Below are 21,244 nucleotides of genomic sequence, written 5' to 3'. Positions count from 1 at the left end.
ACTGCACCGCATGACGACGCCCCCCTTCAACGCAATAAGCGCAGCATCGACGGCCCTCAATCGCAGCTCGAACCTCAGGACGCTGACGGTTCGGCGCGCGATGGCCGACACAGGAATACCGGCAGCCTAGACAGCCTGGGCAAGGGCAACTTGCCTTAAACCGTCGTACGAGGGGCAGTGCACTGCCCCTCGTCTTTGTAGGTCGTCGCGTCTTAACAAAACACTGACATCCGTTGCGCTAATCTTTCCGGTTCAACCCTGGCCGGAGCCTTTTACTGCATGCCACATCCCGACACCTTGCCCGCCGTACTCGCCGGCCCTCTGCTGCGGCGCCTGGAACCCCAACGCTTGGTGTTGTGGCTGGTGGGAAGCCGAGCATTAACCCTGACCCTGAGGCTGCAATCTGCCGAGCAGCACCTGGATATCCCGCTGGGCCAGGACCAATGCCAAGTCGTGCAGGTGGGCCGCGAGGCGTTTGTCCACCTGATTGATATACGGCTGGAAAAGGCGCTGCCGCAGGATGTGATCATCGACTATGACTTGCTCGTCGACGGCACCGGCATAGCCCAGTGGGCGCCCCACTTGCTGTACGCCAACGCCCAATACCCGAGCTTCGTGCTGCACAGCCGTATCCATCAACTGGTGCACGGCTCGTGCCGCAAACCTCACCACAGTGCCGACGAAGGCCTGCTTTGCGTTGATCGCCTGCTGGCCAATGCGCAGAACCCAACCGAGCGCCCGGCCTTGTTGATGATGAGCGGCGACCAAGTGTATGCCGACGATGTCGCCGGGCCGATGCTGCGCGCGATCCATGGGCTGATTGCGCGCCTGGGCCTGTTCGACGAATACCTGGAAGGCGCCGTGGTAGACGATAGCGCCAGCCTCTACGGGCATCACGCCAGCTACTACAACCGCGCCGATCTGCTCCCGGCGCTGGACAGCAACGAGACCCTGCGTGAACGTTTTTTTGGCGGCGTGAAAAAACCGATTTTCACCAGCAGCACCGCCGACAACCATCTGGTGACCTTCGCCGAAGTCATGGCGATGTACTTGCTGGTGTGGTCGCCTGCGCCTTGGAACCTGATCACCCCACAACCGCCGCAACTGAGCGCCGAGGAGTCATCGCGCTATGCGCGTGAGCAAGTGACGCTGGATACATTCCGTGAGGGTTTGCCGGACGTAGCACGGGTATTTGCCCACCTCTCCACCCTGATGATCTTTGACGACCACGACATCACCGACGACTGGAACCTCAGCGCCCAATGGGAAGAAACCGCCTACGGCCATCCGTTTTCCAAACGCATCATAGGTAACGCGCTGCTCGCCTACCTGCTGTGCCAGGGTTGGGGGAATAACCCGGATGCCTTTGTTGAGCTGGTGGGCCAAACGCAGACACTGGTCACCCACACGCAGGACAATCACTTGGACGCGCTCGCGCAGGACCAGTTGGTGGAGACACTGCTGAAGTTCCAGCAGTGGCATTACGTCCTGCCCACAACGCCGGCCTTGGTGGTGCTCGACACCCGCACCCGGCGCTGGCGCAGCGAATTCACGCTCAAGCACCCATCAGGCCTCCTTGACTGGGAAGCCTTGAGCGAACTGCAACAAGAGCTGCTCGATCATCCCTCAGCCATCATCGTCTCTCCCGCGCCGATTTTTGGCGTCAAGCTGATCGAGACCGTGCAAAAAATCTTCAGTTGGTGCGGCCATCCTTTATTGGTGGACGCCGAGAACTGGATGGCTCATCGCGGCGCAGCTAAGGTCATCCTCAACATCTTCCGCCACTCGCGCACGCCGGGTAACTACGTGATCCTCTCGGGCGACGTGCACTACTCGTTTGTCTATGAAGTGCTGATCCGCCACCGCAACGCCGGCCCGAGAATCTGGCAGATCACCAGCAGCGGCATCAAGAACGAATTCCCACCCCGATTGCTGGAATGGTTCGACCGCCTCAACCGCTGGCTTTATTCGCCGCGATCGCCCCTGAACTGGTTCACTCGCCGCCGCACCATGCAGGTGGTCCCCCATATCCCGGAACATGCCGAAGCCGGTGAACGGTTATGGAATTCGGCCGGAATTGGCCAAGTGTTTTTCAACGAGCGGGGGCAGCCGGAGGCTATTTACCAGCACAACGCGGACGGCAAACCTCGAACAAGGATGGTGGCGCCGCAGCAATAGCCAATAGCCATCATCCAAAAGCAGCACACCCATCCTATTCAAAGCCTTCAATCCCCGCTGTACAGTAGCCCCAGCCACGGAGTATCGGCGACAACATTGGCAGGCCTAGGCGCCTGCCCACGCAAGGAATGCGCAGATGGACGATACTTCCGGCAACAACCCGCTGGACCATGATTTTTCCCACCTTAACGCCGACATGTTGCATGCCGTGCTGGAGCTGGTCAGCGACGGCATCTGGGACTGGAACGCCAATACCGGGTTCGTCTACCGCAACCCAGGCTGGTACGAAATGCTGGGCTACCCTCGCCATTCCCTGGAAAACAACGTGTTTACCTGGGAAAACGTTATCCATCCGGACGATTACCCCCGTGTGATGACGGTGTTCGATGACTACGTCCACCAGCGTACCCCTCACTACCAAACCGAATACCGTTGCCGCAAAAAAGATGGCAGCTACCTATGGATCGAGGATCGCGGCTATGTCATTGCGCGCAATGAGGACGGCTCGGTAGCACGGATGGTGGGCGCCCATCGCGACATCGATCTGCGCAAATCCTCCGTTGAACAGTTGGAGCGACGCAATCAATCCCTTGAGGCACTGGTGGCCGAGCGGACGCGCGAGCTGTCGCGGGTCAATCAGCAACTACAACTACAGCTGAACGAGAACCGCTCCCTGGCCGAACGGGACGCCCTCACTCTCGTCGCCAACCGCTACCGCCTGGAAAAGGTACTGCTGGAAGAGTGCGGCCGCGCACAACGTTTTCGCCTGCCGTTGGCATTGATCGCGGTGGATATCGATGACTTCAAACCAATCAATGACCGACATGGCCACGGCGTGGGCGACCAAACCCTGGTGCACGTCGTGGAATGCCTGGAGAGGTGCATTCGCCCAGGCGACCTATTGGCTCGGTGGGGAGGTGATGAGTTTATGGTGGTGCTGCCCAAAAGCTCACTGGAAACCGCCAGGGCGTTGGCTGAGAACATCTGCCGAACGATGCGCAAGATCCCGGTGCGCGGTGATCTCACCGTCACCCTGAGCCTGGGCGTGGCCGAGCGGCGCATGGATGAATCTCCCGCCGCCCTGATGGCGCGTGCCGACCAGGCACTGTATCGCGCCAAAGCGGCGGGGAAAGATGGGGTGTCGGAGTAGGTCAAGCCCGTCAACGTACTGGCGCCGGGTACTGGATGCCGCCTCTGCTCCACAGCGCATTGAGGCCGCGCTTGACGGGTTCAGCGCGTTGCCACAAACGACTTTTGGCAACGGCTCCTTCCGATTTGGAATGACCCGGCGACTTTATTTCGTTTGCGACAAGGGCTGGCCTGCGGCTTAGATAAAACGACGCCCGCCACTGCCGAGTCCGAGATTCATGAGCCGCGAAACCATCAGCCAGTCGATTTCCATCGTTCATCCCATCAGCCTCAGCCACGGCAAGAACGCCGAAGTCTGGGACACCACGGGCAAGCGCTATATCGATTTTGTCGGCGGCATCGGCGTGCTTAACCTCGGCCATTGCCATCCCGGTGTGGTGGAGGCTATTCGTGAACAAGCGACGAAGTTGACCCACTCTGCGTTCAACGCCGCGCCGCACACGCCCTACATCGAACTCATGGATCGACTGACAGCGTTTATCCCAGTGAACTACCCCGTCAGCGGCATGCTCACCAACAGCGGCGCGGAAGCCGCGGAAAATGCCTTGAAGATCGTCCGCGGCGCCACCGGCCGCACTGCAGTGATCGCCTTTGACGGTGCCTTCCACGGCCGCACCCTGGCCACTCTCAACCTCAATGGCAAAGTGGCGCCCTACAAACAAAAGGTCGGCGTCCTGCCCGGCCCGGTGTATCACCTGCCCTACCCCAGCGCCGATAACGGCGTGAGCTGCGCTGAGGCACTGAAGGCCATGGATCGACTGTTCAGTGTGGAAATCGATATCAGCGACGTAGCCTGTTTCATCATCGAACCGGTGCAGGGCGAAGCCGGATTCCTCGCCTTGGATATCGCGTTCGCTCAGGCGCTGCGGCGCTTTTGCGATGAACACGACATCCTGTTGATCGCTGACGAAATCCAATCCGGCTTCGGCCGAACCGGCCAGCGTTTTGCCTTCTCGCGCCTGGGGATAGAACCGGACCTGATCCTGCTCGGCAAAAGCATCGCCGGCGGCGTCCCCTTGGGCGCAGTGGTCGGGCGCAAGACGTTGATGGATAACCTGCCCAAAGGTGGGTTGGGCGGTACGTACTCCGGCAACCCCATTGCCTGCGCAGCGGCGCTGGCCACCCTCGATGCAATGACCGATGAGCATTTGCAGGAGTGGGGCTCGCAGCAGGAAGAAGCGATCGTCGGCCGTTATGAAGCCTGGCGTTCGCAGCGCCTATCGCCGTACCTGGGCCGCCTGACCGGCGTCGGCGCCATGCGCGGCATCGAGCTGACCAGCACCGACGGCACGCCAGCGCCTCAGCAACTGACCCAATTGTTGAGCCTGGCGCGAGACGCCGGGTTGCTATTGATGCCCAGCGGCAGGTCGCGGCACATCATTCGCCTGTTGGCGCCACTGACCATTGAGCCTGCGGTGCTGGAAGAAGGACTGGATATTCTTCAAGCGTGCCTCAAGCAATTGGTTTAACGCCCGTATCCGCCGGTCGGCAGCCTTGCGCCGCGATAGGGGCATTGTGCTGCCTTGACCTGATCCCCCTCCCCCCTGAAAATGCGCGACGCTTTTTTGTCTTCCCCGTTTACTGAAGTAGTGAAATTTCAATGTCCGATTCTTACACCGAACACTCCGCCGAAGAATCCGTAGCCGCCTTGCACGCCAAAGCTGAATACGAAAACGCCATCAATCTTTCACAGCACGTGCCAGCCGCCAAGATCATCAGCGAGATGGTGCTGGACGCCTTTCACACCTCCAAGGAAAGCGACCAGATCCGCGAACTGCGCGTCGCCATCCGCCAGGCCCACGACGCCTTCGACGACGACAAGGCCTACGACCTGATGGGCCAGCTCAAGCAGCTCAAGGACGCCGAAGCCGCCGATAACATCGCGCTGGAAGACCTGAGCAGCAAATTCTCCATCAGCCGCATCCTGTCCAGCTTCAAGGACGACCCCGAGTTTCAGGAACTGGTCTACGGCCTGGCCCTCAAGGTGCTGAACCAGTCTCACCAGGCAATCAGCAACCCAAGCGCCGGCAAGGGCAAGGCGGCTCGCCCCAAGAAAGAAGCTGAAGTGTTTGTGATCAGCAAGGACGGCATCAGCGTCACGCTGCCGCTGCGCACGCCACGTTCCAAGTTGAACGTCGACCGCGAGGCGTTCGAGTTCCTGGGCTTCAGCTTTGTGGGTGAAGGCGATGAAGCCGAGCTGCAAGTCGAAAGTTTTGTGGACAACGCCGGCGTCGAGCAGCCGCTGAGCCGCAAGAGCGTGATTACTGCACTGCAACAGCAGACGGCGTTTGCGGGTTACAGCATCGCGCAGCAGTAACCAACACCCTCGGATCAATGTGGGAGTCCTCTCCCACATTTTTTTTGCGCGGTGTCAGCTGGCGCCCTGAATCTGCGCCGCAAACACTTCGCGAAACCGCGCCATCTCCCGCTTATTCCCCACCGTGACCCGCACCCACTGCGGCCAGTTTTCCCACACTCGTCCGATCAGTACGCCGTGGGCGGCCAGTGTGTCGATGACCTGCTCTGCCGGGCGCTTCACGTCAATCATGAAGCAGTTGGCCTGGGATGCCGTGCAAGTGAAGCCACGGCCCTTAAGCCAGGTGATGGTTTCTTCGCGCAGTTGCGCGTTGAGCGCCTTGCGTTGGGGCAGCACCTTCACATCCTCCAGGCTGGCGAGGCCGCCGAGCAAGGACGAACCGGCCGGGACGTTGTCGCCGCCGAATACCGCCAAGCGCTCCAGCAGCGCCGGGTGGCCGATCGCCAGGCCCAGACGAGCGCCGGCCATGCCGTAGATTTTCGAGAAGGTACGCAGCACCAGCAGATCGTCGTGGTCCTTGACCCAGCTCACCACGCTTGGGGTATCGGCGAAGTCGATGTAGGCCTCATCCACCACCAGCACACAGCCTTTGGGTTTGTTCGCCAAAGCCTGGCGGATGGCCTCGGTCGGCGTCACGGTGCCCGTCGGGTTGTTGGGGTTGCACAGGTAGAGCATGCCGGCCTGGGGGTCAGCCGCGAGCATGGCCTGGACGTCGTGGGCATGCTCGGCGTTGAGGTTCACTTCTTTCACCGGCGCTTTGCGCGATTTAGCGGCCTGGCGTGGTACCTCGTAGGACGGCGTCGCCATCACCAGGCCCCGGGTTTCGCTGGTAAACGCCAGCACCGCGTAGCGCAGTGCGGCCATGGAGCCGGAAAACACCGCCACTTGATCTTCGGTAATCCCTTGTTGCTGTGCAAATAACTCGGCCAGGGCGTACATGTGTTTGTACGGATAACGCCCTGCAGTGTCGATGCCGCGCTGCATCGCTTCGCGGGCCGCTGCCGAGGGCCCGTAGGGACTTTCGTTGTAGTTGAGCAGCACCTTGTCAGTCTTGGTTGCCGACGACGCGGCCACCGCCCAATCCAGGCGCCCGAGTAAAGGCAGGGCGGCGCCGAGGGCGAGAAGGGATCGACGACTAACGCTGACCATGGTGACTACTCCTTGTAGGCGGATGATGGATTCGCACTGCTCGTACAAGTGAGTATGACGAGACAATACGCGGCGGATTTAACCGAGCGCCCATGAAAAAGCCCCGTACGACTTTCGACGACGGGGCTTTTTCATGGGCGGGCTTTCAGTGCTCCCAATAGTCCGCGATGGGGTATTTGGCACACAAATGCTCAAGTTCAGAGCGCAATTGCGCCTGCGCAGTAGGCTCGAAGTGGTACTCGTATTCACCAAGCGGCGTCACCTGGTTGAGTACCCGGCACACCAGATCGACGACTTGCCGACAGCCATCGGCATCCACATTGCGTTGGGCCATGGAACCTGTGCCAATACACAGGCCACTGGCAACGGCAGACGAACGGGTCTCACCGGGTACGCGACTTTTATTCACAACGATTCCGCAGCCTTCCAACGCCGACTCGGCGATAGCACCGGTCATGTCCCCGCGCAAACGAATCAACACCGTATGGTTTTCGCTGCGCCCACCGACCACGTCATAGTCATGGGCCTGAAACGCGTAGGCCGCTTCGTCGGCCAGGGCGCGAACCCGCCCCATGCAAACGTCGAATTTCGCCGTCATTGCGTAGCCGAGCGCCGCGGCTTTTGCGGCGATCATATTGACCGCCGGCGCGCCCTGCATACGCGGGAAGACGGCTTGATCCAGCACACGGCTGAAAGTCGCCTTCAAGCCAGGCACCTTGGTATGGGCGTCGCGACCGGACAGGATCAGCCCACCACGCGGGCCACCCAACTGTTTGTGAGTGCAAGTGGTCGTGACGTGAGCCGCGTTAATCGGGCTGGGGTGGCGACCGGTCACAACCAGCCCTGCGATATGGGAAATATCGGCCAACAGGATCGCGCCTGCTTCATCGGCAATCGCGCGAAACCGCTCGAAATCCAGCACACGCGAATAAGCCGATGCGCCGCAAATGATGATCCGTGGACGATGGGCCAGCGCCAGGCTGCGCACCTGCTCGTAATCGATAAGGCCCTCGGCAGTGGTGCCGTAGCGAATCGCTTTGTAGTAGGCCCCGGTAAACACGGCGGGGCTGCCGTGGGTCAGGTGACCTCCGTGATCGTGGGCCATGCCCAGCAAGGTATCACCCGGCTCAAGCAGGGCGGACAACACTTGAGCGTTGGCGTTGGAACCCGAGTGCGATTGCACGCCGGCGTAGTGGGCGTCGAACAGTTCACGCGCCCTGCGGATCGCCAGGGACTCAACCAGATCGACATTCTCGCAGCCGGCGCGATGACGCTTGCCGGGCGCGCCCTCAGCAGTAACGTTGACCAGTGCGGACGCGGAAGCCGCCAGGGTGCGAGGCTTGACTGCACAGGAGGACGCGACCAATGACAGCGTGCGATGTTGGCGTGCCACTTCGGCGTCCAGCAGCATCGCCAGTTCCAGGTCCTCTGCGCGCAGGTCCGCCATGCCTCGGCGCAACAGGTCAGCCTGATCCTGCAGGTGTACGGTATTGAATGCCATGGCGGGTGTCCTTTCCTTGGTCGCTGCGTATCAGTTCGTCCTGAACCGTGGCGTTCAATTAAACAGGAAATTAAACATTTTCCAAATTAAATGTTCGCTTTTGTCCCCCCTTACCGAGCGGATGGCCATTTGCCTTGCGCAATACGGATCCCTCGCATCCGGGACTTTATTGTTAGGTCGCACGCGTGCAACACTTGCGCCCGCCGCGACGTATGAAACGCCCTGGATGGGCGTTTCACTGTTGAAACAATCTATACGGCGTCTTCAAAGATCGACGGTTTTTACTATAGGGAAGTGGTGAGCACGTGATGCACAGACGAGAAAAAACCGAGCATTTGAAGAGCAACATAAAGTACTTGATCAAGAGCCGTGGCGAGACCCAGCTGTCGCTGTGCAACGCCGCCGGCCTGACCCGCACTACGATCTACAACATCCTCGAAGGCAAGGTCGTCAATGTTCAGCAGTCGACCCTGCGCAAGATTTCCGACTTCTTCGGCGTGTCCTACGAAGAAATCGAGACTATCGATTTTGAAGCCAAGGAAATCATCGAGAGCAGTGCCTCGCCCCAAGGCAACATGAACCCCGCAGCCGTGCCGGTGCTCAAGCAAAGCCAGGTCATGCAGCACCTGGATAAGCGCATTGGCGAACTGGCTACCCTCTTCCCGCTCACGTACTACTTCGGCACCTCCCACAACCTGATCGGCGTGCGACTGGAGCGCCCTATACCGGGTGCGAATGAGCCGGGTGACCTATTGATCATCCAGAAGGGTTCGTCGAGCGACGATAAGGAAAAACTGGTGTTCGACAGGGCTACCCACACGCTGTTTATCAGCCGTGAAGCCTGCGCCAGCTCAGAACGCCTGTGTGTACTGGGGGATATCATTGAGGAGCGCTTCAATGACCACGTATGAAAGCGAGATCGAAAACAGTAAATACAAACTGCTGGGCTTCGAAAATGACAAGCGCCTGGCGGTGATCATGATCATCGCCACGGGCAAGATCATTCGGGTCAAGTTGAGCGAAGTCTTAAACAGCGAAATCATGGATAACTTGAATAAAATGGAAGTTAAAAACCTGTACAAGAAGTACTACTCCCAAGCGGGCACGGTGACGGCGTACGACCTCAACGATCGCAATGAAAGTTCGTGGATGATCTACATCATCCTCAACCTGCTGCTCTTCACCTTTTACATCTTCACCAGCATTGCCGCGACGAAACCGATCTACATCGAGTCCCTCGACATCATCGTTACGCCGGGCACTTTCCTATACCCGCTGACCTTCCTGATCGTGGATCTGCTCAACGAAAACTTTGGCCTGAGGCTCGCCAGGAAGGCCATCCTGTTTGCCTTTGCCAGCAACGCGATGATCATCATTTTGCTCTACGGCTCCACCTTCTTACCCGGCTTGCCCGGGTGGAAACTCGACGGTCCCTATAACGATGTGATTGTGCAGGTGTCGTCAGTGTTGATCGCGTCTTCGGTGTCGTTCCTGGTATCGGAAAACATCAACTCGTATTTGCTGTGCAAGATCAAAGAGCTGACTAACTCCAAATACCTATACCTGCGCATCTTCCTCAGTACGTTCTTTGCGGTGATTATCGACAGCTTCCTGTTCTGCTTTATTGCGTTCTACGGCGCCATGCAGACCAGCGATATCCTGAGCATGATCTATGTGCAGATCGCAATTAAGGTGGGCTTTGCGTTCTTTAATATTCTGCCGGCCTATGGCGCGCGTTCGTTGTTCAAGCGCTATATCACCGGCAACGCTGCCTGATTGAAACACGCCGATGGGCCTTGCCCATCGGCTTCATCACCTTAGTTCAGCTGCAACTTCTGCTTCAGGTTCTGCATGACATCCGTCTTGTTCTGCAGGTATTCATTCAAGCCCCGTGCACGCAGGTTGCACGCATCACACTCGCCACAGCCACTGCCGAGGACGCCGTTGTAACAGGTCAGGGTCTGCTGGCGGACCAAGTCCAGTTGCTGGTGGTAATCGGCCAAGGCCCAGGTCTCGGCCTTGTTCAGCCACATCAGCGGGGTTTCCAGGCGCACGTCGTATTCCATGCCCAGCTTGAGTGCCTGATTCAGCGCCTTGACGAATTCATCGCGGCAGTCCGGATAACCGGAGAAGTCGGTTTCGCACACGCCTGTAATGACGGTCTCGGCTTTCACCTGGTAGGCGTAGATTGCCGCCAGGGTCAGAAACAGAATATTGCGCCCCGGCACAAAGGTGCTGGGCAGGCTTTCACCTGAGCTGTTCACGGTCGGCACAGGAATGTTGTCGCGGGTCAGGCTGCTGATGGCCAGCTCGTTGAGCAACGACACGTCCATCACTTTGTGAACGGTGGCCCCCAACTGCTTGGCAAGCTGCTGGGCGACTTCGACTTCCGCCACATGGCGTTGGCCGTAGTCGAAGGTAATGCAGTGCACTTCATCGTAGTGCGGCAGTGCGTGGATTAAACAGGTGGTGGAGTCTTGTCCGCCACTGAACACGATTACGGCTTTTTTACTCATCGTTCTGCGTCCTGCATGGGTAGGATGTGGGCATAGTTTAAAGGTCACTCAATAAAAAACCCCGCGCTTCTTTCGAAGGCGGGGCCTTTTGCTACTCAGACACTCAGTGTGCGTAGGTCAGCAACAGCTCTTTCGGCACTTGGAAATCCAGGGACATCATCACGCTGAGCGCGGTGATGGTGAAAATCGAGAACACGAACAGCTTGCGCGCCCAGACGGTGTCATCCACCGCCTTGTAGCCTGTCCAGGCCATGTACAACCAGTACATGCCCATGGCAGCCGCGACGGCGAGGTAGCTCATGCCGGCGTAGCCACTGAAGGTCAACATCAAGGTCGCCACGAGGAAAGCCAGGATGTAGAGCAGGATGTGTTTCTTGGCAACCTGGATGCCACGCTTGACCGGCAAAACCGGAATCGATGCAGCCAGGTAGTCGTTGAAACGGAAGATCGCGATGGCGTAGGAATGCGGCATCTGCCACAGGCTGAACATCACCAGCAGCACCAGCGCGGCCATGTCGAAGCTATTGGTTACAGCCACATAACCAATCACCGGCGGCATCGCCCCCGACAGACTGCCCACCAGCGTGCCGTGAACCGACTTGCGCTTGAGGTACAGGCTGTAGAGGCCGACGTAGATGACAAAGCCGATCACGGCAAACAGCGCCGCCAACGGGTTGGCCACCTTGTACAACAGTGCCACACCGGCAACACCCAAAACGGTCGCGTAGATCAGTGCCAGCTTCAGGGAGATAAGGCCCTGGACCAGCACGCGATTCTTGGTGCGCTCCATCTTGATATCGATGTCACGGTCGATGCAGTTGTTGAAGACACAACCGGAAGCAACCACCAGGGACGTACCGATCATCGCAGCCAGGAAGATGGCCAGATCGACATGTCCCTTGGAGGCCAGGAAGAAACCGCCCGCCACAGAAAGCACGTTACCGAAAATGATCCCCGGTTTGGTGATTTGGATAAAGTGCTTAAGCGACATCGGGTCTTACCTCACTTCGCCATCATGAACGTATGGATGCTGAACATGATCCATATCGACAAGCCAACCAGCAGCAGGATTACTAAGCCTGCGAACACGAACGCAATCACGTTATCGCGCTGCTCTTTAGAACGATCCAGGTGCAGGAAGTACACCAGGTGAACCAGGACCTGAATCACCGCGAATGCCAATACGATCATCAAGGTGATCGACTTCGGCAGGGTCGGGTACATCACCAGACCGAACGGGATGAGCGTCAGGATTACCGACAGGATGAAGCCAATGGCGTACGACTTAACGCTGCCGTGGCTCGAATCATGGCTGTCATGGTCATGGGAGTGTGCATTAGCCATTACAGAGTCCCCATCAGGTAAACAACGGTGAAGACGCAGATCCAGACCACGTCCAGGAAGTGCCAGAACAGGCTCAGGCAAGTCAGGCGAGTCTTGTTGGTGTTGGTCAGGCCGTGTTTATTGACCTGATACATCATCACCGCCATCCACAGCAGGCCGGCAGTAACGTGCAGACCGTGGGTGCCGACCAGCGTGAAGAACGCCGACAGGAAACCGGAACGGTGCGGGCCGTAGCCTTCGGAGATCAACAGGTGGAACTCGTTGATCTCCATGCCGATGAAGCCCAGGCCGAACAGGAAGGTCATACCCAACCAGGTCAGCACGCCTTTCTTGTTGCCCTTGTAGAAGGCCAACATGGCGAAGCCGTAGGTGATCGAACTGAACAACAGCAAGGCGGTTTCGCCAAGCACGTAAGGCAGTTCGAAGATGTCGTGGCCCGACGGGCCACCCGCTACGTTGTTTACCAGTACCGCGTACACCGCGAAGATCGACGCAAACAAGATGCAGTCGGTCATCAGGTAGAGCCAGAAACCGAAAACGGTCATCGGCCCCGAGTCGTGGTGATGGTCATCGTGCCCATGGTCATCGACATGGGCGTGTCCAGCATTGGTCACTAAGTTCGACATGGTTTAAGCCTGTTCCAACGAGGTTTCTACACGGTTGGCCGGGATTTTCTTCTCGGCGACCAGGCGAGCGTGCTGCTCGGCTTCGATGCGCTCGATCGTTTCGACCGGCACCATGTAGCCTTGATCATCACGTGCTGCGTGGACAATGAAGTAGCCGATGGTGCCCACCAGGCTCACGATTGCCAGCCACCAGATGTGCCAGATCATCGCGAAACCGAACACAGTCAACAGCGCACCCATCACCACGCCAGTGGCGGTGTTGCTTGGCATGTGGATCGGCTCGTAGTGCTTAGGACGCTGGTACGCAGTACCGTCTTCCTTGGCTTCGGTGAACGCATCAATGGTGTTCGCAGTAGGGATCACGGCGAAGTTGTAGAACGGCGGCGGCGACGAAGTCGACCATTCCAGGGTGTGGCCATTCCATGGGTCGCCGGAGTCGCAAGCGTTCTGCTTACGGTCACGGATGCTCACGTACAGTTGGATCAACTGGCAGGCGATACCCACAGCGATCATGATTGCACCGAACATGGCAACGTACAGGTACGGTACCCACTCAGGGTTGGTAGTAGCGTTCAGACGACGGGTCATGCCCATGAAGCCCAGTGCATAGAGCGGCATGAACGCGACGAAGAAGCCCGAGATCCAGAACCAGAATGCAGCCTTGCCCCAACCTTCGTGCAGCTTGAAGCCGAACGCTTTCGGGAAGTAGAAGCTGAAACCAGCGATGTAACCGAATACAGCACCACCGATGATCACGTTGTGGAAGTGAGCGATCACGAACAGGCTGTTGTGCAGTACGAAGTCAGCACCCGGGATGGCCAGCAGTACGCCGGTCATGCCGCCGATGGCGAAGGTCACCATGAAGCCCAGGGTCCACAGAACCTGGCTGGTCATGCGCAGACGACCGTGATAGATGGTGAACAGCCAGTTGAATAGCTTCACCCCCGTCGGGATGGAAATCAGCATCGTCGCCAGGCCGAAGAAGGCGTTGACGCTGGCCCCCGAACCCATGGTGAAGAAGTGGTGCAGCCAAACCATGAAGCCCAGTACCGAGATCGCGCCCGATGCATAAACCATCGAGTGGTGACCGAACAGGCGCTTGCCGGTAAAGGTCGAGATCACTTCGGAGAAGATACCGAACGCTGGCAGGATCAGGATGTACACCTCAGGGTGACCCCATGCCCAGAACAGGTTCACGTACATCATTGGATTGCCACCAAGTTCATTGGTGAAAATGTGGAAATCCAGGTAACGGTCAAGCGACAGCAGCGCCATGGTAGCGGCCAGGATCGGGAACGAAGCCACGATCAGGACGTTGGCCCAGGTGCAGGTCCAGGTGAAGATCGGCATGTCCATCAGTTTCATGCCAGGGGCGCGCATTTTCAGGACGGTGGCCAGGAAGTTGACCCCCGTCAGCGTCGTCCCGAGTCCTGATAACTGTAGCGCCCAGATGTAGTAGTCCACACCCACGCCAGGGCTGTACTGGATACCCGACAATGGCGGATACGCAACCCAACCGGTCTTGGCGAATTCGCCGACGCCCAGGGACACGTTGATCAGCACAACGCCGGATACCAGCAGCCAGAAGCTCAGGGAGTTCAGGAACGGGTAGGCAACGTCACGGGCACCGATCTGCAGCGGCACAGCAAGGTTCATCAGGCCGGTGAAGAAAGGCATCGCCATGAAGATGATCATGATCACACCGTGGGCGGTGAAGATCTGGTCATAGTGTTCAGGCGGCAGGTAGCCAGGCGAACCTTCGGTGGCCATGGCCAACTGGGTACGCATCATGATGGCGTCGGCAAAACCGCGCAGCAGCATGACCATGGCAACGATGATGTACATCACGCCGATTTTCTTGTGGTCGACCGACGTCAGCCACTCGGTCCACAGGTAGGTCCACTTCTTGAAATAAGTGATTGCTGCAAACAGTGCCAGACCACCCAGCGCGATCATGGCGATGGTAATCATCACAATCGGCTCGTGGAACGGGACCGCATCCCAACTTAATTTACCAAACATCGTTTACTCCTCTGCCCCAGCAGTTGAATGCGAGCCCGTGTCAGAACCTTCAACCGCGGCCACTTCTTTCTTCTCGTGCTTGACCGGCTTGCCTGGCTTCATACCTTCGTACTTGTCGACGATTTTCTGAAACAGGTTCGGCTCATACGCGGAGTACAGAGCGACTGGGTTGTTCTGGCTTGGTTTGGTCAGGGCGTCGTATTCAGCTTGATCAAGCTGTTTAGGTGCGGCCTTGACTTCGGCTACCCAGGCGTTGAAATCTTCCTGGCTCGTCGAGATCGCTTTGAATTTCATGCCGGTGAAGCCAGCGCCGCTGTAGTTCGCGGAGATGCCTTCCATTTCAGCTTTTTCGTTCGCGATCAGGTGCAGACGAGTCTGCATGCCTGCCATCGCGTAGATCTGGCCACCCAGGGCTGGGATGAAGAACGAGTTCATCACGGCGTCGGAGGTGATCCGGAAGTTAAGCGGGGTGTTCTCCGGGAACCGGATCTGGTTAACCGTGGCGATACCCAGGTCCGGGTAGATGAACAGCCACTTCCAGTCCAGCGCGACCACTTCGATGTTGATCGGCTTGACGTTGGACTCCAGCGGACGGTACGGGTCCAACTCGTGGGTCGACTTATAGGTGATGTAACCCAGGGCGATGATGATGAGGATCGGAACCAGCCACACCGCGATTTCGATCTTGGTGGAGTGCGACCACTTAGGCGCGTAGGTCGCGTTGGTGTTCGACGCGCGGTATTTCCAGGCGAAGGCGAAGGTCATGATGATCACAGGCACCACAACCAACAGCATCAGCAGGGTGGCAGTGATGATCAGGTTTCGTTGATCCAGACCGATCTGTCCTTTTGGGTCCATCAAGGTCCACTTGCAGCCTCCCAGCATTAACATCATGCCAAGCAGCGGCAAAAAGCCTAGTAATCGGGGGTACCTGTTTTTACTCATCTCACGACCTCTAAAGCAGCTTGCGCAATGCAGTTGGGTTTTGATCGCCAACACTTCACCCTGCCAAGGGTTGGCATTTCTCTTCGATTGAATAAGAGCCTGCCCGGCACGCCATAACGGAGCGTTTCACGGACCTGCGGTGAGTTCTTATTCGATTTCGTGGTTAAAGGCCTTGTTACAGACCAATTCCGTTTGGTGCGGATAGTTGAAAGGCTGCCGGAACCTTGGGGTCGCACAGAGCCATCCATCTGCCCCTCGACCGCTCCAGTGCTCAAATATTGAACAGCACGGGACATTCAGTGCGTGCGATTGTAGTTAGCTAGCGATGTATAAACCATGTCTTATAAAGAAATAATTTTTATCGATTACAGCAATAATCCTTCACCGATATTGCAACGGTTCGCGATTTTATCGCGTTCGATTCTCAACAAAAACCACAAAAATTGCGGTGTTATAGGCTGAACCGCCACGGCCTTCAGTCGTCGTAAGGGCATGCAAAACCTATCTAACCCCCCAGAAAACAAGGCATTGGGACATCACGCAAAGGTGTGTCCGCCGCGAGGTGCGCAACGTTGTCCAGACCACGAACTGACAGCACACCTTGGGCGTTTTTTGCAAATTTAAGCGATGGCTTCGCGGAGCAGAAACGTCCTGCGGCGGCCTCTGTGTGACAACATGTCGCACGCTTCGCGCACCCTCAGTTGTCCCGTGTCACGCTCTATTCACAAAAGCCTACAAACAAAAACGCCCCGGCCTTCGTCAAAGAAGGACCGGGGCGTTTGACAGTTGGGTTCAGGCCTTGCGCTGGCGATTGCGATAGATGCCCAGCGGCACCAGGATCACCGTCAGCACGAACGCCACCAAGGCCCACTGCGCCAGGGACAGGCCTAGCACCGGCGGGTACGGCGTGCTGCAGAAGCCATCGACCTGAAAGCCCAGCGGGAAGACCTTGGCCAGGGGCAGGTCATCGACGATGGGTTGCAGCACATCGATGCCGCAGCTGACCTGCGGGAAGAACTGGGTGTACACGTGGTGACCCGCTGCGGCCACCCCGCCAACGGCGCTGAGGATCACCAGCCCTTCGAAAAAGGTCAGGGCACCCTTGGTGCGCATGGCTGCGCCGATGAACGCGAAGATCGCAATCAACAACAAGGCATAGCGTTGCAGGATGCACAGCGGGCACGGCGCCTCGCCCAGCACCACCTGCATGTACAACGCCCCACCGATCAGCGCCAGGCAGATGATGCCCAGCAACACCAGAAAGCGCCGCTCCCTGCCTAAACGCAATTCGTCACTCATCCCCGTATCCCTTTGTTTGGTTGTGCCAATGGCCGCAAGTTTACACACAGAGAGTGGTTTAAACAGAGGGGGGTTAACGGGGGATTAATCTGAAGAAATAGAGAGCCAAATGTGGGAAGGGGCTTGCCCTCCATAGCAGTGGATCAGCCAGCTTATCTTCAGCTGACACACCGCTATCGAGGACAAGCCCCCTCCCACATTTTGACCGTGTTATTCCAAGGCAGCAGCCGGGCCGAAGAACTCGTAGCGGCTTTGCTTCTCGGGCACACCCAGGGCCTTGAGGTGGCGCTTGATTGCGGCCATGAAACCTTTAGGTCCGAGGAAGTACGCGTCCAGGTCACGCTCTTGCGGCAACCAGGCCTGCAACTGCTCCAGACTCAAGAGCCCAACGTTATCCGCCGCAGGGCTTACACCGTCATCCTCGGCATAGCAATAGAAGCGCTTGAGTTGCGGGTGCTTCGCGGCGAGCGCGTCCACCCAATCGCGAAACGCGTGCACCCCGCCGTTACGCGCGCAGTGGATAAAATGCACCGGACGCTGGGTGGCCAGAGCGGCTTCAAGCATCGGCAGGGTCGGCGTGATGCCCACGCCGCCGCTGATCAGCACCAACGGTTTATCGCTGGCCTGCAGGATGAACTCACCCGACGGCGGGAACAGGTCGATGGTTGCGCCGACGTGCAACTGGTCATGCAGGTAGCTGGACACCCGGCCACCGGCTTCGCGCTTGACGCTGATGCGATACTGTCCGGCATCGCTTAGGGCCGACAGGGAATAGTTGCGGCGCACTTCTTCACCGTCGAGCACCAGCTTCATACCGATGTATTGGCCTGGCGCAGCGGCAAGGATCGGACCGTTATCCACAGGCGCGAAATAGAAAGAGACGATCTCGGCACTCTCCTCCACTCGCTTGACCAACGTAAACGCCCGCGCACCGCGCCAGCCGCCGGGGGCCTGGGCTTTCTCTTCGTAGATGGCGGCTTCGGCACCGATCAGAATGTCGGCCAACTGGCCATAGGCGGCGCCCCAGGCCTTCATCACCTCAGGCGTGGCAATCTCGCTACCCAGCACTTCGGAAATCGCCCGCAGCAGGCAGGCGCCCACGATCGGGTAGTGCTCCGGCAGGATCTGCAACGCCACATGCTTGTTGATGATCTTCGCCACCAAGTCGCCCAGTTGGTCGAGCTGGTCGATATGCCGCGCGTACATCAACACGCCGTTGGCCAAGGCGCGAGGCTGGTCGCCGCTGGCTTGGTGGGTCTGGTTGAACAGCGGGCGCACCTCAGGGTACTCGGAGAGCATCATGCGGTAGAAATGGGTGATCAGCGCCTCACCGCCACTTTCCAGCAGGGGCACGGTGGATTTGACGATGGCACGGTCTTGGGCACTAAGCATGGGAGCCTCCTGGGCTTCTTTACTGATTACCCTTAGCTACTCAGTATTCATGCCAACTAATAAATCGTTAATTTTCAATACCTTAAACATTGTGTAGTCAGTATGACCTCCTACACTCTATAGTCATAAGGACTACAAGGAGTCATTATGACTGCGCAATCATTGCTCACCACCCTCCTGCCCTTGGTCGCCGACCTGTCCCGCGACCTGCCCGAAGGCGAGCGCTATCGCCGCCTGTTGCAAGCCATGCGTGCCCTGCTGCCGTGCGACGCCGCAGCGTTGCTGCGCCTGGACGGTGAATGGCTGGTGCCGCTGGCAGTAGACGGGTTGAGCGCCGACACCTTGGGCCGACGCTTCAAGGTGAGCGAGCACCCGCGCTTCGCCGTCCTGCTCGGCAGCCCCGGCCCGACGCGCTTTGACAGCGACAGTGAATTGCCCGACCCCTACGACGGCCTGGTCGATGGCCTGCACGGACACTTGGAAGTGCACGACTGCATGGGCTGCCCGTTGTTTGTCGACGACCAGCCCTGGGGCCTGCTGACCCTGGATGCCCTCGACACCGAACGTTTCGAACGGGTTGAACTGGACGCCCTGCAAGCCTTCGCCAGCCTCGCTGCCGCCACCGTCAACGTCGCCGAACGCATCGAGCGCCTGGCGCTGCGCGCTGAAGACGAACACCAACGTGCCGAGATCTACCGTCAAGCCAGCGGCCAGCAGCACAAGGAAATGATCGGCCAGAGCAAAAGCCACAAACGCTTGGTCGAGGAAGTCAAACTGGTGGGCGGCAGCGACCTCACCGTGCTGATCACCGGCGAAACCGGAGTGGGCAAGGAATTGGTGGCCCAGGCTATCCACTCGGCATCCAATCGTGCGGATAAACCGCTCATCAGCCTCAACTGCGCCGCCCTGCCGGAGACACTGGTGGAGAGCGAGTTGTTCGGCCACGTACGCGGAGCCTTTACCGGCGCGCTCAATGAGCGTCGCGGCAAGTTCGAACTGGCCAACGGCGGCACCTTGTTCCTGGATGAAGTAGGCGAACTGTCGCTGACCGTGCAAGCCAAGCTGCTGCGGGTGCTGCAAAGCGGTCAGTTGCAGCGCCTCGGTTCGGACAAGGAGCATCAGGTTGACGTACGCCTGATCGCCGCCACCAACCGCGACCTCGCCGACGAAGTCCGCAACGGCCACTACCGCGCGGACTTCTACCACCGTCTGAGCGTATACCCGCTGCAGGTGCCGTCACTGCGCGAGCGCGGGCGCGATGTGTTGCTGCTGGCGGGCTTCTTCCTCGAACAGAACCGCTCACGCATGGGCCTGGGCAGTCTGCGGCTGACCAGCGATGCCCAGGCCGCGCTTTTGGCCTATAACTGGCCGGGGAATGTGCGGGAGCTGGAACACTTGATCGGACGCAGCGCGTTGAAGGCATTGGGCAACTGTCGCGAACGGCCGAGGATTCTGAGCTTGAGTGCCCTGGATCTGGACTTGCCGACGGTGAATGCGCCGGTCATCGAAGCACAGGCTCAAGCCGCACCCGTGGTCACCGGCGACCTGCGCCAGGCCACCGAAGACTATCAACGCCAGATCATCAGCGCCTGCCTGGAACGCCACCAACACAACTGGGCCAGCGCGGCCCGCGAACTGGGCCTGGACCGCGCCAACCTGGGCCGTATGGCCAAGCGCCTCGGACTGAAATAGCAAGGACAGCTCGGCCAAATGTATGCAATGCAGGGAATGTGGGAGGGGGCTTGCCCCCGATAGCGGTGGGCCAGCTATAGAGGGGCTGGCTGACACACTGCCCTCGGGGGCACGCCCCCTCCCCCATTAGACTGTCTTCGCCTGGAAGACCGGACTGGCAGACTTAGGCTTACGAAACACCAACACATTGCCCAACATCACCAGCACCAACCCCGCCAACGCCGGCGCGGTCCATTGGTAGCCCTCGGCAAACGCTGACACATTCAGCGCCACCACCGGGAACAGCACCGTGCAATACGCTGCCCGCTCCGGCCCCATGCGCCCAACCAGGGTCAGGTAGGCCGTAAAGCCGATCACCGAACCCGGAATCACCAGGTACCACAGCGCGCCGATGTACCGTGCGCTCCAGTCCATCTCAAACGGAATACCCCGCACCACACAGTAGGTCGCCAGCATCAAGGAGCCGTACAACATGCCCCAGGCATTGGTGGTCAGCGGCCGCAAGCCGGCCTTCTGTTGCAGGCTCGACAGCATATTGCCGGCCGAGAAACACATCGTCCCCAGTAACGCCAGACCCAAGCCGAACAAGGTCTGCGGACTGGCGGTGTGCCCCACCAGTTCCGGCCAGAACAGCAAGCCCAAGCCCGCCAACCCGAGGCCACCGCCCATCAACACGTTACGTGCCACGCGCTGGCCGAAAAACACCCGCGCATTCAGCGCGTTCCACAACGTGGCGGTGGAAAACACCACTGCCACCAGGCCGCTGGGAATCCACTGGCTGGCGGTCAGGAAGCACATGAAGTTGACGCAAAACAGGCACAGCCCCTGCGCCAGGCAGATCAGATGCCCGCGCCGGTTCATCACCTGCAACTTGCGGCTGAGCAGCAACAACGCAAACAACACCAGCGCCGCCAAGCCAAAGCGATAGACGATGGACACAGGAATCGCCACTACGCCCAATTGCCATTTGAGGGCGATCCAGGTGGTGCCCCAGATCAGCACGGTGAGTAAATACAGGGAAAGGTTCATAGCGGGCTCCATCGGTTGAGCCACAGTGTCGCCCTCAACCGGCGCCGAGCTCTTGCAGATTCTTGCGCTTTTGTCGGGCGGTGGG

Annotated in this window: 18 protein-coding genes; 7 read left to right on the top strand and 11 right to left on the bottom strand. The window is 58.8% G+C overall.

Translation table 11 applies throughout. The features are described from left to right. Positions 1-279 precede the first annotated feature (279 nt). From ACKZ62_RS04490 to ACKZ62_RS04475, 4 genes are all read left to right on the top strand, one after another. A complete protein-coding gene (locus ACKZ62_RS04490) occupies positions 280-2,178 on the top strand; it encodes an alkaline phosphatase D family protein (protein WP_447096371.1) in 1,899 nt (632 codons plus the stop codon). 136 nt (positions 2,179-2,314) lie between these two features. Continuing rightward, entirely contained in the window at positions 2,315-3,328 is a 1,014-nt protein-coding gene (locus tag ACKZ62_RS04485; protein WP_032885630.1) for a diguanylate cyclase domain-containing protein, read from the top strand. Between the two features lie 217 nt (positions 3,329-3,545). Further along, the gene (locus tag ACKZ62_RS04480; protein ID WP_447096370.1) at positions 3,546-4,796 is read left to right on the top strand and encodes a 2-aminoadipate transaminase; all 1,251 of its coding nucleotides are present in this window, start codon (positions 3,546-3,548) and stop codon (positions 4,794-4,796) included. Between the two features lie 131 nt (positions 4,797-4,927). Next, positions 4,928-5,644, top strand: coding sequence for a hypothetical protein (locus tag ACKZ62_RS04475; RefSeq protein ID WP_122680697.1), 717 nt, complete (start codon positions 4,928-4,930; stop codon positions 5,642-5,644). Positions 5,645-5,698: 54 nt separating this feature from the next. Here ACKZ62_RS04475 and ptaA read toward each other — a convergent pair whose 3' ends face one another. Both ptaA and ACKZ62_RS04465 read right to left on the bottom strand, forming a co-directional pair. Next, positions 5,699-6,793: a pyoverdine biosynthesis transaminase PtaA gene (ptaA, locus tag ACKZ62_RS04470; protein ID WP_447096369.1), complete on the bottom strand. Its 1,095-nt coding sequence runs from the start codon at positions 6,791-6,793 to the stop codon at positions 5,699-5,701. A gap of 145 nt (positions 6,794-6,938) precedes the next feature. Next, on the bottom strand, positions 6,939-8,294 hold the full coding sequence (locus ACKZ62_RS04465; RefSeq protein ID WP_447096368.1) for a serine hydroxymethyltransferase: 1,356 nt from the start codon (positions 8,292-8,294) through the stop codon (positions 6,939-6,941). Between the two features lie 308 nt (positions 8,295-8,602). On the opposite strand from ACKZ62_RS04465, the gene ACKZ62_RS04460 reads away from it, so the two are divergent. Next, entirely contained in the window at positions 8,603-9,205 is a 603-nt protein-coding gene (locus tag ACKZ62_RS04460) for a helix-turn-helix transcriptional regulator (protein WP_095186382.1), read from the top strand. Beyond that, positions 9,192-10,070, top strand: a complete 879-nt coding sequence (locus ACKZ62_RS04455; protein WP_032885624.1) for a queuosine precursor transporter — start codon at positions 9,192-9,194, stop codon at positions 10,068-10,070. Before ACKZ62_RS04460 ends, ACKZ62_RS04455 begins: the two co-directional genes overlap by 14 nt. A gap of 41 nt (positions 10,071-10,111) precedes the next feature. Here ACKZ62_RS04455 and queC read toward each other — a convergent pair whose 3' ends face one another. From queC to hmpA, 8 genes are all read right to left on the bottom strand, one after another. Then, complete coding sequence (gene queC, locus ACKZ62_RS04450; protein ID WP_032885623.1) at positions 10,112-10,810, bottom strand: 7-cyano-7-deazaguanine synthase QueC; 699 nt, start codon at positions 10,808-10,810, stop codon at positions 10,112-10,114. 103 nt (positions 10,811-10,913) lie between these two features. After that, positions 10,914-11,801: a heme o synthase gene (cyoE, locus tag ACKZ62_RS04445; RefSeq protein WP_014719864.1), complete on the bottom strand. Its 888-nt coding sequence runs from the start codon at positions 11,799-11,801 to the stop codon at positions 10,914-10,916. An 11-nt stretch (positions 11,802-11,812) separates the two neighbouring features. Next, positions 11,813-12,154 carry a cytochrome o ubiquinol oxidase subunit IV gene (gene cyoD, locus ACKZ62_RS04440; RefSeq protein ID WP_017734785.1) on the bottom strand — a complete coding sequence of 114 codons (342 nt, stop codon included), beginning with the start codon at positions 12,152-12,154 and terminating at the stop codon, positions 11,813-11,815. Continuing rightward, positions 12,154-12,780, bottom strand: a complete 627-nt coding sequence (locus tag ACKZ62_RS04435; RefSeq protein ID WP_032885622.1) for a cytochrome o ubiquinol oxidase subunit III — start codon at positions 12,778-12,780, stop codon at positions 12,154-12,156. The genes cyoD and ACKZ62_RS04435 overlap by 1 nt, the downstream gene beginning before the upstream one ends. 3 nt (positions 12,781-12,783) lie before the next feature. After that, positions 12,784-14,802: a cytochrome o ubiquinol oxidase subunit I gene (cyoB, locus tag ACKZ62_RS04430; protein ID WP_032885621.1), complete on the bottom strand. Its 2,019-nt coding sequence runs from the start codon at positions 14,800-14,802 to the stop codon at positions 12,784-12,786. Between the two features lie 3 nt (positions 14,803-14,805). Next, the gene (gene cyoA / locus ACKZ62_RS04425; protein WP_447096367.1) at positions 14,806-15,747 is read right to left on the bottom strand and encodes a ubiquinol oxidase subunit II; all 942 of its coding nucleotides are present in this window, start codon (positions 15,745-15,747) and stop codon (positions 14,806-14,808) included. A 792-nt stretch (positions 15,748-16,539) separates the two neighbouring features. Continuing rightward, a complete protein-coding gene (locus tag ACKZ62_RS04420; RefSeq protein WP_032885619.1) occupies positions 16,540-17,046 on the bottom strand; it encodes a disulfide bond formation protein B in 507 nt (168 codons plus the stop codon). Between the two features lie 210 nt (positions 17,047-17,256). Continuing rightward, entirely contained in the window at positions 17,257-18,438 is a 1,182-nt protein-coding gene (gene hmpA / locus ACKZ62_RS04415) for an NO-inducible flavohemoprotein (protein WP_032885618.1), read from the bottom strand. Positions 18,439-18,585: 147 nt separating this feature from the next. Between hmpA and norR the strand changes: the two genes are divergently transcribed. Beyond that, positions 18,586-20,130: a nitric oxide reductase transcriptional regulator NorR gene (gene norR / locus ACKZ62_RS04410; protein ID WP_447096366.1), complete on the top strand. Its 1,545-nt coding sequence runs from the start codon at positions 18,586-18,588 to the stop codon at positions 20,128-20,130. 126 nt (positions 20,131-20,256) lie between these two features. Here the strand turns inward: norR and ACKZ62_RS04405 are convergent, their stop codons facing one another. Next, positions 20,257-21,159, bottom strand: coding sequence for a DMT family transporter (locus ACKZ62_RS04405; protein WP_095186380.1), 903 nt, complete (start codon positions 21,157-21,159; stop codon positions 20,257-20,259). Between the last annotated feature and the right edge of the window lie 85 nt (positions 21,160-21,244).

It is taken from the genome of Pseudomonas sivasensis (assembly GCF_052938085.1).
Note: the sequence above shows the minus strand (reverse complement) of the source record. Positions and strands in the feature narration are given on the sequence as shown.

Bases quoted from the DNA above. Each gene is read 5' to 3' on its own strand.
- ACKZ62_RS04490 (WP_447096371.1), top strand. From the start codon at position 280: ATGCCACATCCCGACACCTTGCCCGCCGTACTCGCCGGCCCTCTGCTG.
- ACKZ62_RS04485 (WP_032885630.1), top strand. From the start codon at position 2,315: ATGGACGATACTTCCGGCAACAACCCGCTGGACCATGATTTTTCCCAC.
- ACKZ62_RS04480 (WP_447096370.1), top strand. From the start codon at position 3,546: ATGAGCCGCGAAACCATCAGCCAGTCGATTTCCATCGTTCATCCCATC.
- ACKZ62_RS04475 (WP_122680697.1), top strand. From the start codon at position 4,928: ATGTCCGATTCTTACACCGAACACTCCGCCGAAGAATCCGTAGCCGCC.
- ptaA (WP_447096369.1), bottom strand. From the start codon at position 6,793: ATGGTCAGCGTTAGTCGTCGATCCCTTCTCGCCCTCGGCGCCGCCCTG.
- ACKZ62_RS04465 (WP_447096368.1), bottom strand. From the start codon at position 8,294: ATGGCATTCAATACCGTACACCTGCAGGATCAGGCTGACCTGTTGCGC.
- ACKZ62_RS04460 (WP_095186382.1), top strand. From the start codon at position 8,603: ATGCACAGACGAGAAAAAACCGAGCATTTGAAGAGCAACATAAAGTAC.
- ACKZ62_RS04455 (WP_032885624.1), top strand. From the start codon at position 9,192: ATGACCACGTATGAAAGCGAGATCGAAAACAGTAAATACAAACTGCTG.
- queC (WP_032885623.1), bottom strand. From the start codon at position 10,810: ATGAGTAAAAAAGCCGTAATCGTGTTCAGTGGCGGACAAGACTCCACC.
- cyoE (WP_014719864.1), bottom strand. From the start codon at position 11,801: ATGTCGCTTAAGCACTTTATCCAAATCACCAAACCGGGGATCATTTTC.
- cyoD (WP_017734785.1), bottom strand. From the start codon at position 12,154: ATGGCTAATGCACACTCCCATGACCATGACAGCCATGATTCGAGCCAC.
- ACKZ62_RS04435 (WP_032885622.1), bottom strand. From the start codon at position 12,780: ATGTCGAACTTAGTGACCAATGCTGGACACGCCCATGTCGATGACCAT.
- cyoB (WP_032885621.1), bottom strand. From the start codon at position 14,802: ATGTTTGGTAAATTAAGTTGGGATGCGGTCCCGTTCCACGAGCCGATT.
- cyoA (WP_447096367.1), bottom strand. From the start codon at position 15,747: ATGAGTAAAAACAGGTACCCCCGATTACTAGGCTTTTTGCCGCTGCTT.
- ACKZ62_RS04420 (WP_032885619.1), bottom strand. From the start codon at position 17,046: ATGAGTGACGAATTGCGTTTAGGCAGGGAGCGGCGCTTTCTGGTGTTG.
- hmpA (WP_032885618.1), bottom strand. From the start codon at position 18,438: ATGCTTAGTGCCCAAGACCGTGCCATCGTCAAATCCACCGTGCCCCTG.
- norR (WP_447096366.1), top strand. From the start codon at position 18,586: ATGACTGCGCAATCATTGCTCACCACCCTCCTGCCCTTGGTCGCCGAC.
- ACKZ62_RS04405 (WP_095186380.1), bottom strand. From the start codon at position 21,159: ATGAACCTTTCCCTGTATTTACTCACCGTGCTGATCTGGGGCACCACC.